Annotated in this window: 12 protein-coding genes; 5 read left to right on the top strand and 7 right to left on the bottom strand. The window is 43.6% G+C overall.

Features of this window, described 5'->3' with window-relative positions:
* Positions 1–9: 9 nt before the first annotated feature.
* From BI182_RS09080 to BI182_RS09095, 4 genes are all read left to right on the top strand, one after another.
* Positions 10–1,227: an argininosuccinate synthase gene (locus BI182_RS09080; protein ID WP_070370522.1), complete on the top strand. Its 1,218-nt coding sequence runs from the start codon at positions 10–12 to the stop codon at positions 1,225–1,227.
* A gap of 6 nt (positions 1,228–1,233) precedes the next feature.
* Positions 1,234–2,613 carry an argininosuccinate lyase gene (gene argH / locus BI182_RS09085; RefSeq protein WP_286807211.1) on the top strand — a complete coding sequence of 460 codons (1,380 nt, stop codon included), beginning with the start codon at positions 1,234–1,236 and terminating at the stop codon, positions 2,611–2,613.
* Between the two features lie 150 nt (positions 2,614–2,763).
* A complete protein-coding gene (locus tag BI182_RS09090) occupies positions 2,764–3,426 on the top strand; it encodes a TetR/AcrR family transcriptional regulator (RefSeq protein WP_250933239.1) in 663 nt (220 codons plus the stop codon).
* 628 nt (positions 3,427–4,054) lie between these two features.
* On the top strand, positions 4,055–5,233 hold the full coding sequence (locus BI182_RS09095; RefSeq protein ID WP_286807218.1) for an MFS transporter: 1,179 nt from the start codon (positions 4,055–4,057) through the stop codon (positions 5,231–5,233).
* Between the two features lie 73 nt (positions 5,234–5,306).
* Here the strand turns inward: BI182_RS09095 and BI182_RS09100 are convergent, their stop codons facing one another.
* On the bottom strand, positions 5,307–6,155 hold the full coding sequence (locus tag BI182_RS09100) for a DMT family transporter (RefSeq protein WP_148638728.1): 849 nt from the start codon (positions 6,153–6,155) through the stop codon (positions 5,307–5,309).
* Positions 6,156–6,277: 122 nt separating this feature from the next.
* Between BI182_RS09100 and BI182_RS09105 the strand changes: the two genes are divergently transcribed.
* A complete protein-coding gene (locus BI182_RS09105; RefSeq protein ID WP_250933246.1) occupies positions 6,278–7,804 on the top strand; it encodes a YifB family Mg chelatase-like AAA ATPase in 1,527 nt (508 codons plus the stop codon).
* 89 nt (positions 7,805–7,893) lie between these two features.
* Here BI182_RS09105 and lgt read toward each other — a convergent pair whose 3' ends face one another.
* The 6 genes from lgt to BI182_RS09135 form a co-directional block, all read right to left on the bottom strand.
* The gene (gene lgt, locus BI182_RS09110; RefSeq protein ID WP_070370516.1) at positions 7,894–8,679 is read right to left on the bottom strand and encodes a prolipoprotein diacylglyceryl transferase; all 786 of its coding nucleotides are present in this window, start codon (positions 8,677–8,679) and stop codon (positions 7,894–7,896) included.
* Between the two features lie 2 nt (positions 8,680–8,681).
* Positions 8,682–9,251 carry a phosphate propanoyltransferase gene (gene pduL, locus BI182_RS09115; RefSeq protein ID WP_070370515.1) on the bottom strand — a complete coding sequence of 190 codons (570 nt, stop codon included), beginning with the start codon at positions 9,249–9,251 and terminating at the stop codon, positions 8,682–8,684.
* Between the two features lie 64 nt (positions 9,252–9,315).
* Complete coding sequence (recN, locus tag BI182_RS09120; protein WP_286807231.1) at positions 9,316–11,055, bottom strand: DNA repair protein RecN; 1,740 nt, start codon at positions 11,053–11,055, stop codon at positions 9,316–9,318.
* Positions 11,056–11,065: 10 nt separating this feature from the next.
* Positions 11,066–11,515, bottom strand: coding sequence for an arginine repressor (locus BI182_RS09125; protein WP_070370513.1), 450 nt, complete (start codon positions 11,513–11,515; stop codon positions 11,066–11,068).
* A gap of 76 nt (positions 11,516–11,591) precedes the next feature.
* Positions 11,592–12,464 carry an NAD(+)/NADH kinase gene (locus BI182_RS09130; RefSeq protein ID WP_084633528.1) on the bottom strand — a complete coding sequence of 291 codons (873 nt, stop codon included), beginning with the start codon at positions 12,462–12,464 and terminating at the stop codon, positions 11,592–11,594.
* Positions 12,465–12,477: 13 nt separating this feature from the next.
* Positions 12,478–13,305 (bottom strand): TlyA family RNA methyltransferase, encoded by an 828-nt coding sequence (locus BI182_RS09135; RefSeq protein WP_070370512.1) that lies wholly within the window; start codon positions 13,303–13,305, stop codon positions 12,478–12,480.
* Positions 13,306–13,313: the final 8 nt, after the last annotated feature.

Consider the following 13,313-nt stretch of genomic DNA (forward strand, 5'->3'; position numbering starts at 1 on the left):
GATATAAAATTGAAGAAAAAAGTAATTCTTGCCTATTCCGGGGGATTGGATACCACAACCATTATCCCATGGCTTAAAAATACCTATGACTATGATGTTATTGCTGTGTGTGTCGATGTGGGACAGGGTACTGAACTTGACGGTCTCGAGGAAAGAGCTCTGGCTTCAGGTGCCAGCAAATTATATATTGAAGACGTAACCGACGAATTCGTCGAAGATTATGTGTGGCCCGCGCTTCAAGCTGATGCCATTTATGAGAAAAAATACTTGTTGGGTACCTCCCTGGCCCGTCCTTTGATTGCCAAGGTGCTGGTAAAATATGCTGAACTGGAAGGCGCTGAAGCCATCTGTCACGGTGCCACCGGCAAGGGAAATGACCAGGTTCGTTTTGAATTGACCATTGGTGCTTTAGCACCACAGTTAAAAATCATTGCCCCCTGGCGAATTTGGGATATCAAGTCCCGGGAAGATGCCATGGACTATTGTGTCATGCATGATATCAAGGTACCGATGTCGATCAGCAACAGCTACAGCCGGGATAAAAATATTCTGCATATGAGCCATGAAGGTCTGGAACTGGAAGATCCCTCCCTGGAACCACAGTATAAAAAATTACTGCAAATGACCACCCCATTGGAAGAAGCGCCGGATGAAGCTGAAATTGTCAGTCTTGACTTTGAACAGGGAATTCCCGTCCGACTAAACGGTGTAGAAATGACGGGCCGGGAACTGCTTGAACAACTCAATATTATTGGTGGCCGTCACAGCATTGGTGTCGTTGATCTCATTGAAAACCGGGTGGTAGGGATGAAATCCCGGGGAATTTATGAAACTCCCGGCGGTTCAATCCTTTACAAAGCCCATGAAGAATTGGAACATATGTGTCTTGATCGTCAAACCTTTGGCTTTAAACAACAGGCAGCCGTTAAATTTGCTGAACTGGCCTACAACGGCGAGTGGTTTACACCGCTGCGGGAAGCTTTAACAGCCTTTGTCGATGAAACCCAAAAAACGGTTACCGGAAATGTTCGTTTAAAGTTATATAAGGGCAATATTATTCTCATTGGCGTGACCTCACCTTACTCACTCTACAATGCCGAAATTGCCAGCTTTACTACTGGTGATCTTTATGATCATAAGGACGCTGAAGGATTTATCCATTTATTTGGCTTACCGCTTAAGGTTCGTGCTTTAATGCGACTCAGCCGCGAAGAAAAAGGGGAATAGAATATAATGAAAAAAATGTGGGGAGGTCGGTTTTCTAAAAAAACCGACCTTTTAACTGATGATTTCAACTCGTCCATATCCTTTGATCAACGCCTGTACAAACAGGACATCACTGGAAGTATTGCCCATGCCCGAATGCTTGGAAAACAAAATATTATTGATCCCAACGAGGCTGAACTGATCATCAAAACGTTAGAAACCATTCTTATCGATATCGAAGCCGGAAACGTTGAGTTTTCGGTATCAATGGAAGATATTCATATGAATGTCGAAGCCATTTTGACTGAACGAATTGGTGACGTCGGCAAAAAACTCCATACCGGCCGAAGCCGCAACGATCAGGTGGCGACCGATATGCGCCTCTATGTCAAGGAGATTGCCGATGACTGCAAGTCTCTAATTCGCAACCTGATTCTGACCCTGCTCGATCTGGCTGATGACCATACCAACACTATCATGCCCGGCTATACGCATCTGCAACGGGCCCAACCCATTACTTTTGCCCATCATCTGATGGCTTATGTGGAAATGTTCAAGCGGGATATGATCCGAATGACCCAGGTTAAAGCGATGGCAGATACCTTACCGCTGGGTTCCGGTGCTTTGGCAACCACTACCTATCCACTGGATCGATCTGCAGTTGCCGCAGAATTGGACTTTGCCTTTGTTTCCCTGAACAGTCTGGATGGCGTTTCGGATCGGGATTTCTGTCTTGATTTCCTTGAAGCAGCCTCCGTCTTAATGATGCACCTCAGCCGTTTTTCGGAAGAGATCATCCTCTGGTGCAGCAGCGAGTTTAATTTCATCACCCTCGATGATGCCTTCAGTACTGGCAGTAGCATCATGCCTCAGAAAAAAAATCCGGACATCGCTGAACTGGTGCGGGGTAAAACTGGCCGGGTATATGGCAACCTGATGGGCCTGCTGACCACCATGAAGGGGATTCCCCTGGCCTATAATAAGGACATGCAGGAGGATAAGGAACCAGTATTCGATACCTATGATACCATTAAGATCTGTCTGATCACTTTTGCCAAAATGATCAAAACCCTGACCGTTAATAAGGAAACGATGAAAAAGGCAGCCGCCGGCGGATTTTCCAACGCCACCGATGCCGCTGATTGGCTCGTTAAGCACGGGATCGCCTTTCGTGATGCCCACGAAATCATTGGCAAATTAGTTTTTTTTGCGCTGGAACAGCAAAAAAGCCTCGATGAACTAACCCTGGAAGAATACCAGAGTGTCTCACCGGTTTTTGATGAATCCATTTTTTCTGCCATCGATCTGAATGTCTGTGTCAACCAACGAAATATTATTGGCGGACCAGCCGAAGAGCAGGTTCGCAAAGCCATCGCATTGAACCACCAATGGTTAGTTCAGAATTAAACGCTAAATGCCCTGTCTTAACAACGCAATTAAATCAAGAAAGTTTTTTTAGCTTCCTTTGTCTTGTTTTTCACAAAGAAATATGGTATGCTTTAGCTATATCTTACGCATTTTTACACAGAATTAAAATATAGAAATAGAGAGTATAAAATGGGAAAATACAAGGTTGGTAAAGAAACCAAGGAAAAGATTTATGAGGCATCTAAAGCCTTATTTTATGAATATGGCTATACCAGTACCACCTGCCTGAAGATTGCCAAAGAATCCGGGGCGAATGTTGGTCTGATCAATTATTATTATGGTTCAAAAGGCGGCCTTGGAATTGAATTATATAACGAACTCATGTCGACTATCAAAGCGAAGGTTACCGAAAATCTTTACAAATTAGGGCTCGAAACAACCCTTTTACTTCAAACCGCCGTTGAGTGGCGGGTATTGAACAACAATATGCGATTCAATAAAAATTTCAGTCGATTTTACTACGATTTACTGGGAGAAAATGTTCTTTACAAGGAACAAAGTGTGGTCACCGATTTTTACCGCAATCTGGCTGAAAGCTGCGACCTTCACTACAGCGACTTTGAGATTGCCTTTATTGCGTTCGCCAGCGCCGGTGCTACACAAGGTATTAATCTTGCTTATGATGCCGGGCTTATTGATTGTTCTTCTCAAGATTTCATTAACTCCAGTATTCATCTATTGCTGAACAATATGGGTCTTGATCCCAATCTTATCAAACAGATAATTAGCGAATCCTACGAAATCGAAAAAATGTTTACCGTGCGAATCGAAAAAAATTTTAACATTGTCTGATCGTATCATTTTTTCTGGCTTCTCCGGTATCCTTACAGCGTCATGCTTAACATGGCGCTGTTTTTTTATACTCTTTCTCCCGCTTTTTTTAACTTCAATTAATATTTGAACTACATAACGTCAACACACTATTTTAACGCTCCACTCATCACTGTAAAATTTTTATAATTCATGTTTTAAACGTTTATAAATGTGTAAAATTCTATATATTTTCGTAATTATTCACTTTTAATGTAAATAATGCTGGACATTCCCGATTTTGCATGCTATTATCATCATACGCTTAAACGTAACTAATATTGTACTTGTATAACTTATTGATCACTGAACCACTATCTTAGCTATATCGAACTATTTTTCGGTTCAGTGATTGAAAATAGTGCTTTTGGGGGTGATTCGCACACCAATTTAAGAAGGAGGATTTAAAAAACGCATGTTATAACCCCCTTGCTATTATCCGTTGTGAACCAAGCCAAACAGCAAACGTTTAAATGACATTTGAATCCTAACTAATCATGTTATTTTTCGCGGCTGACTGGCTACATACCCATCTCGAAAATCGGGGCTGGGTAAACTTTAAACATCCTGGTCTGATTCCAGGGAGATATCTTTTAGAAGAGGTGAAATTATGAAAAATAATACGTTCCTAAAAATTGCAGTATTATCGGTTTTCTTTGTCCAAATGGGGGTTGGTACCATCACACCGGCTATCGCCAGTATCGCTGCGGCCTTCCCGGATGTTCCATTTACATCCCTGTTGCTTGTTTCTACTCTGGCGGTATTAATGTCCGTTCCGGCCACCCTGATCTCTGGTCGTCTTGCTGGTGGTGTTGTCAAATACAAAACGCTGTTAATCATTGGTATGATTCTCTTTATCGGTGGTGGTATAGCCCCCTATTTTATGACCGCCTCCAGCTTTACAGCGATTCTGATCGTTCGTGCCATCTTCGGTATTGGACTCGGGATTGTTACGCCTTTGGGAGCCGCACTGATTATCGCTTTCTTTGATGGTGAGGTACGGGCTCAAATGATGGGCCTTAGCGGTGTCGTTGGTAACGTAGGAGGAATCCTTTTCCAATTACTCGGTGGTTTTGCGGCGACAATTTCCTGGGAATATGCGTTTTTAGTTCACGGATTAGGGATTATAACCTTAGTGATTATTCTGTTCCTGCCTGAGCCAGCAAAAGCTCCCGTTCAAGCAGTTGGCGAAGCAAAGCCCAAATTACCCGGGGCCGTGTTTGCTTTTGCCGGTTTAATTTTCTTCTTGATGGTTCTGATTTACCCGATGCTGGTTAACATGTCTTCAATTATCGCTGCCGGTGGTATGGGAACTGCTGGAGATGCTGCTCTTGTCTTGACAATGTTCACAGTCGGCGGAATGCTGGGAGGTTTAATTTTTGCGAAAGTCTTCGGGATTTTCAAAAGCAATACCATGCCAGTAGGCGTTGCTTTAATAGCTGTCGCCATGGTCAGTATTGGTCTAGGAAATTCCATTGCCTTTATGTACATTGGTACAACGATTGCCGGTATTGGTTTAAGTTTTATCATGCCAAGCATCTTCATGAATTTGGGCGCAGCCGTCCATCCCAGCCAGATGCCCACCGCCTCGGGAATTGTCATGGCATCCATGAATGTCGGTGGATTCTGTTCAGCTTATTTCTTCGCTCTTTTAGCCGGAGTTATGGGCGTTGACATGATGGTTAATATTAAATTTCCTTTCTATGTTTCAATGATCACTTTTGCAGCCATTGCGATCGCTCTTCTCTTTATTAAACCCAAGCCGCAAAGTGCAGCTCAACCGGAATAATCAATCTGAATTTCAACCTAAAAAACCACAACTGCAAAATGCGTTGTGGTTTTTTAATCTTTGATATTTTGAGTTACTCATTAATCTCGCTTAGATGCGTCTTAGGGGGTACCATTGTCAGACCAATCCCCATCAGAATGATCGCAAAACCGATTAACGAAAGAAATGATGGCGTTTCTCCCACAAAAAAGAACACAAAAATCGGATTGAGTATGGGTTCGGCCAATGATAGAATCGAGGCTTTCAGTGGTGAAATCAGGCGCACCCCCCCTGATAAAAAGAGATAAGCAATACCAATCTGAAAAACACCCAGAAAAATCAAGCCCAACCAACCATAAACTGAGATGCCGGTGAAGTCCAGCTGACTGGACATGGTTAACAGAATGATCAAACTCAACCATAGGTTGTTTAACCCCACAATTGAAGCATCCGATATGGGATAGTCTTTGTCCAGTAAATACTGAACTGCCGCATAGGCAATCCCATTGGTTAAAGCCAGCAGATCACCCCAGGGGTTTCCACCATCAGCCGCACTTAGTATTAGAATGATCCCCAGTAAGATAAACAGTCGTGGAATCAAATCACGCTTTGTTATTTTTTTCCCTTTGACCACGTAAAACAAGTAAAGCCATAGTGGTGCCGTACATTGAAGAATAATGGCATTAGCTGCCGTTGTAATCTTTGTTGTTAGTACAAACATCATGCATAAATAACAGTAGGAGACCACCAAACCAACATAATATTTCGAAAATTTGATTTTCTTCCATTGAATCATGGGCAAAAAAATAAGACCCGCTATGATTGCCCGTCCAAATGTAATCGTAAAAGCATTCGCATTGATCAGCTTGATAAACAACCCACCGGTGCTGAATAACATCATGGCAATGAGCACATATAAGGTTCCCTTTGTCGTTTTTTCCATGGGCACCTCCTTTTTATTTTTCAACTTGTTTTATCATAATACCATAACCATCTAATTATTTCTCTATATTTTTACGTTTATTTCCGGTATAATGTCCATAATAAGTTGGAGGTAAACTTTGTATGTTATCACAGATAAAAAGTAGCGGATTACTGGGTGTTAATGGCGTTATTGTCACAGTCGAAATTGATATTTCCCGGGGTCTGCCCGCATATTCACTGGTCGGTCTACCGGATGCAGGCATCAAAGAATCCAAGGATCGGGTTTTTTCGGCCATCAAAAACAATGGTTTCAAATATCCGATGGAACGAATCACCGTTAACCTCGCTCCAGCCGATCTGAAAAAAGAAGGTCCAGCCTTTGATCTGGCCATTGCTCTGGGCATCCTGACTGCTTCAGAGCAACTGACTTGGGATCATCCCGAGAGCTTTTTGGTTATCGGAGAATTATCCCTCAGCGGCGAAATTAGAAGCGTTAATGGGGTGCTACCGATGGTATTGGCGGCTAAAGAAGCTGGCATTGCCAACATTCTGGTGCCATTTGATAACCGTCATGAAGCAGCGGTGGTTCAGAATGTGAACGTTTATCCCGTAAAAGATTTTCACGAAGCAGTTTCCTTTTTAAAACAGGAACTCGTCATCGACCCCTTTATGATCAATCGCAAGACGCTCCTGAATGTGGAAAACAGCTGTCATAGCATCGATTTTTCTGACATCCGGGGTCAGGATCTGGCCAAACGGGGGTTAGAAATTGCCGCCGCCGGGGCTCACAACTGTCTGATGAGCGGACCTCCAGGGTCGGGAAAAACCATGTTGGCTAAAGGTTTTCCTTCCATCCTGCCGGATCTCACCTTGGACGAAGCGCTTGAGATCACCAAGATTCACAGCATTTCCGGACTCCTGAAAAATAATGCCATCATCAGTCAACGTCCTTTTCGCTCTCCCCACCATACCATTTCTAAAGTTTCACTGGTTGGTGGTGGCCGAATCCCCAAGCCTGGTGAGGTTTCACTGGCCCACCTGGGGGTGCTTTTTCTCGATGAGCTGCCAGAATTCCAAAAATCGGCTCTGGAGGTGTTGCGTCAGCCGATTGAAGATCAGGAGGTGACGATTTCCCGGGTCAACGCCTCGCTGACTTTTCCGGCCAGTTTTACCCTGATCACTTCAATGAACCCCTGTCCCTGCGGTTATCTCACAGACCCAGCCCATGAATGTATTTGCACGCCCCAGCAGATTAAAAACTATCAAGGCAAAATATCCGGACCATTGCTGGATCGACTGGATATTTTTGTGGAGATTCCCAGCACCACCTACGATGAGCTTCAGACCAAACCCAAGGGTGAAAGTTCTTCTGTTATCAAAAAACGGGTCGATGCTGCCCGTGAACGACAAAATCAACGCTATCAGAATTTGGATATTTTTTATAATGCCCAGCTTACGCCAAAACTTATGGAGATTTACTGTAAACTTGGCCCAGCTGAAGAAAACCTGATGAAAAATGTCTATACCAAGATGAAACTCAGTGCCCGTGGCTACCATCGGATTTTAAAGTTAGCCCGTACCATTGCCGACTTAGATGGATCCAAAACCATTCAAGTCAACCATTTATCCGAAGCGATTCAGTATCGGGGGATGAACCGATTGTCCTGATGTCGGCAATCGATGTTGCGTCTCGCTGTGCAAAAAAGACAAAAGACTATCCGTTTATCGCTGATAGTCTTTTTATCTTAGTACTAAAATTATTTTTTTCTAATCATCGAATTCACAAAGCGATCTTCATTTTTGCGCAAATACCAAAGCCCGCCGATGCCTATTGCCACCAATGCCAAACTGATCAGTTGAGCAGTTCTCAGCCCCATAAACATCAAGCTGTCGGTTCTCAGGCCTTCAATGAAAAAACGCCCGATGGAATACAGGCCAAGATAGACAAAAAGTAATTCGCCGTCGACCTTTTTAATTTTGTCTTCATAGAAAAAGATAAAACCAAAAACCAGCAGATTCCAGACCGATTCATACAGAAAAGTCGGGTGCACCCTGATGATTCCCAGAGCAGCATCATTGACCGTAATGGCCCAGGGCAAATCGGTTTGCGAACCATAGGCTTCCTGATTGAAATAATTCCCCCAGCGCCCAATCGCCTGACCTAAGGGCAGCGCCGGTATCAAAACATCGGCCAGCGCAAAAAAACTGATCTTTTTAACCCGACACAAGATAATAGCCACAATGATGCCAGCAATAATGCCGCCATGAATAGCCAACCCACCATGCCAGGTCGCAATGATTTCTTCCGGATGGGCCAGATAATAGTCATAACTGAAGATGACATAATAAAGCCGGGCTCCGATGATCACCGCTGGGGTCATATACAAAAAGAAATCCATAATGATCTCAGGATCAAGCCCATATTTGGGTGCCCGTTTTATCCCGATGAACAATCCGATCAGTAATGCCGAGGCAATTAAAACCCCATACCACCTGACATCAAAGCCAAATGCAGTAAATGCGATTGGGTTTGGTGCAATCATAATTAAAGAATTGTTGCCAATTGACCGTTTTTAGCTCCGGCAGCATTTCCTTCTTCAACATCAAGATGCATGTCTAATTTAAATTCTGGGTGAACCCGTACCAGGACATTGTCAAAAATCAAACCTCGAGGTCCATCTAATTTTACCGAAACAATATCTTTGTCTTTCAAGCCAAATGCTGCGCCTTCTTCTGGACTCATATGAATGTGTCGGGCTGCAACGATGGCACCTTTAGCAATTTCGACTTCGCCAGCTGGTCCGACAATTTTAACGCCAGGCGTATCTGCAATATCGCCGGAATTACGAAGTGGTGCTTGAATACCTAAACAGAAACCATCGCCAACAGAAACTTCCAATTGGGTTTCTGGTCGAACGGGTCCCAAAATACGAATTCCTTTTAAAGTTCCTTTTGGTCCAACCACATCTACTTTTTCTTCGGCGGCATATTGACCTGGTTGTGATAAATCTTTCATTGGTGTTAATTGGTAGCCTTTACCAAATAATACCTCTAAATCTGCCTGTGATACATGAATGTGTTTGTTAGACAACCCGATGGGTACTTTTCTTTCCAATTTATATCTCCTTAAATAAATATATTTTTAACAATCTTTATTCTATCTAATAACCAATCAAATGTTAAGATAATATTTTGTCTTCTTTACTTTTTTTCGTTTTTTTTATTTTTTGGCTTAATTCCAGCATTTCCTGGGCATGTTCCCAGGTTTTTCGGGTTACTTCTGCGCCACCCAGCATTCGGGAAAGCTCCTCTTTTTTACCCTTTTCATCCAAGGGTAAAAATCGTACCTCTACCCCCTCATTCTGCGCAAGCTTTTGCACCATAAAATGCTGGTCGGACATCGCCGCAATCTGGGGCAGATGGGTAATGCAAATAATCTGTCGGCCTCTGGGTGGCGTAACACTGAGGGCCTGAATTTTTTCGGCTACCACCTGGGCAGTTCGACCACTGATCCCGGTATCAATTTCGTCAAACACCATCGTTTCAATGGCATCCAGATTTCCGAAAATACTTTTTAAACTCAGCATAATTCGGGATATTTCCCCTCCTGAGGCCACCTTCCCGAGTGGTTTGGGTGCCTGACCCGGGTTGACAGATATTAAAAACTCCACCAGATCCTGACCATGGACACTGACCCGCTCCGGATCATGTTCCACTGAAATCTCAACCTGAGTCTTTTCCATAGCTAACTCCGCCAACTCATTCTCAAGGGCCTTTTTCAGCGCACTGGCTGTTTTTAAACGCAATTGATAGAGATTATTACTGATCTTATTATAATTATCTTGAAGACCGCTTAATTCCTGATAATATTTCTGCAGATTTTCATCCCGATTCAACAGGTTTTTTAAACGAATGCTGCTCTCTCTGGCGTAGCAAAGAATTTCGGTAATATCATGACCATACTTCCGCTTCAACTTGGCAATGATGCTTAGTCGGGTTTCAATCTCATCCAAATCACCCAAGCTGTACTCCATATCTTCGAGATATGAACGGATTTCAAACGAAAGATTTTCTGTTTCACTTAAAATGCCATTAACCGTCTCCAGACGTTCCTCAAAACTTGTGTCTATTTTGGCAATTTCAGTCATACTTGCCGCCAGTAGACTAAGGGCATCAAGAATCGGGGGCTGCTCGGCGTTTTCTCCTCTTAGCAATTCATAGGCTCTGCTGGTGTGTGTAAAAAGACGTTCCCGGTTTTCCAGAATCCGTTTTTCCCCTTCCAGTTCTTCATCTTCACCAACAACAAGAGCCGCCGCTTCAATTTCATTGATTTCAAACTGCAAGGCTTCTTTTTCTCGCTCCAACTCACGTTCATTTGTTTCCAATTCTGCAATCAACTCGTGAATCCGTTTAATCTCGCCTGCCGCAGCAGCTATCTGATCCCGATATTTTCGGCTTTTTTCGCCGCCGAAGGCATCCAGTAGCTGGCGATGATTCTCCCTTTTGAACAAGGATTGATGTTCATGCTGGCCGTGGATATCAATGAGCTCATCACCGATTGCTTTTAATTGGGTGACGGTGATAATCAGACCATTGGCGCGGCAAATATTACGACCCCGATCATCGATTTCACGGATTAAAATCAACTGACCATCCTCCATGGGGATACCATATGCTTCGCATTTTTGAATCAGAGCTGGCTGGTCACTGACATCAAAAAGTCCCTGTACCGTCATCTTGCCCTTGCCCTGACGGATGTTGGTCTTATTACCGCGGTTACCCAGAACCAATGTCAAAGCGTCAATGACAATGGATTTTCCGGCTCCGGTTTCTCCGGTGATCACATTGAGACCTGGATGAAAATCCACCACCAGATGATCAATCAGCGCATAGTCGTTAACAACAAGATTTCTCAGCATCAGTCCCTCCCTATTTCATCAACTTTTTAAATTTACCGACAATTTCTCCAACCATATCCCGATTGCGAACCAACACAAAAATGGTATCATCTCCGGCAATGGTTCCAACAATCTCACTCCAATCCATTGAGTCAATGGCCAGAGCCGCTGCCTGGGCCATGGCTGGCAGGGTTCTCAGGACAATGGTGTTTTCCACATAGTCAATCGTAAGCACCGACTCCTTAAAAACTGCCGTAACCCGTTCATTATAAATAGTACCAATGTCCTTTAATGGGGCATAGTGCTGAATACCATCGTGACTGCTCACTTTGATCAGCTTCAATTCTTTAATATCCCGGGAGATGGTGGCCTGGGTTACCGGAAACCCGGCATCTTTCAATGCCTGGGCCAACTCTTCCTGAGTTTCGATGAGATTATTTTCAATGATTTCAATAATTTTTAATTGTCTCGATACTTTCATGTCTTTCCCTTCTTTCTCCAAAGTTTGTCAAGATCGCCACCTGTTGTCGTGTTAGTTATTTTTGCCTTTTGATTTTTTAATACTCACTGGAAAGCTTGATTCGTAGCCGGTCATAACTGCTCATCTGGTTGAGCCGAATCAACCGGGTGCAATAGGTGGCCTTTTTGACCTTAACCGCATCTTGTGGTGAAATCGAAACGGTGGTCTGTCCATCAAAGGTAACCATAATGTCTTTTTCACGATCTCCGAATTCCAGTTTGATGACCTCATCCTCCGGCAAAATATAAGATCGGTCATGAAGTCGATGGGGACAGATCGGGTTAAGAATCATCACTCTCGCCTGGGGTGACACCACTGGCCCTCCAGCAGCCAAAGAATAACCGGTGGATCCGGTGGGAGTGGCGATAATCAACCCATCAGCCCGAAATTTGTCAATAGTTGAGCCGTTAGCCCGGGCTTCAATATCCATCATTCGAAAGCCCCGACTCTTAACTAGAACATCGTTTAATGCCATATAAAAGCAGGCGCTTTCATTTTCTTTTTTGATGCTGCAACTTAACATCATCCGTTCTTCGATGTAATAATCTCCAGAAGTTAAATTCTTAAGCGCCTCTTCATAATTACCCGCCTCGCCTTCGGTAAGAAAACCCAATTTACCCAGATTAATGCCAAAAATTGGTATCGAATAAAAACAAACTTTCCGTGCTACAAATAAAAGCGTGCCATCCCCGCCCAGCACCAGAATACAATCCGGCTTTCGGTAAAAAAGGTTTTTAGGATAATAAATAACACATTCATGGGGATATTTTATCTGGCCTTCCAGTAGGGCTATTTTAAAGCCGTGCTGGATTAGATAACCGATGCATTTTTCTGCCAAAGCAGGGCTGTCCGGCTTATCCATGTTGAGATAAATACCGATTTCCTTAAAGTTTTTAAATTCAGCTTCCAATCGTACTCACATCCTATTCGTCCTGGGGTTCTTTCTTTTTTTTGCAACTTTCATGGGCGATGGTTACCACTTGATGAATCAGTGATGCCCAGTTTCCCTCAATCTCGGGTTCGGTATTTTCAACAAAAACTAAAAACTCAATATTGCCTTTAGGCCCCTGTATCGGAGAAAAGTCCAGACCTTTGATCAAAAATCCCTGCTTTTCGATGGCAGTCATCACTTCAAGCAAAATCGATTCATGCACCTTTTTATCCCGGATAACACCGTTTTTACCAATTCTTTCCCGTCCTGCTTCGAATTGCGGCTTAATCAACCAGATCCCCCGAGCTCCAGGTTTCATAAACAATTTGATCGCCGGAATCAATTTGGTTATTGAAATAAATGAGACATCCATCACGGTACCATCGACCAGTTCTGAAATATTCTCGGTTGTCAAATAGCGAAAATTGGTTCGTTCCATGGAAACAACCCGGGAATCGGTGCGCAACTTCCAGTCCAGCTGTCCATAACCGACATCGACTGCGTACACCTTTGTAGCACCATTTTGTAGCAAGCAATCGGTAAAACCTCCGGTGGATGAGCCAATATCGATAAAGGCTTTTCCTGCCACCTCCAGATCAAAGACTGCCAGTCCCTTTTCCAGTTTTAAACCGCCCCGACTGACATAAGGCAGATCGCTACCCTTGACCTGAATCATCGCCTCAGTGTCCACCAGATCGCCAGCCTTGTCCCTGACCTGGTCATTGACCTGAACTAACCCGGCCATAATGGCTTTTTTAGCCCGCTCCCGGGTATCAAAATAATTCAGGCTCACCAATAATTTATCTAAACGTTCTTTCAATTTTTCCT

This window comes from Acetobacterium sp. MES1 (assembly GCF_002237635.1).
GTDB lineage: Bacteria > Bacillota > Clostridia > Eubacteriales > Eubacteriaceae > Acetobacterium > Acetobacterium wieringae.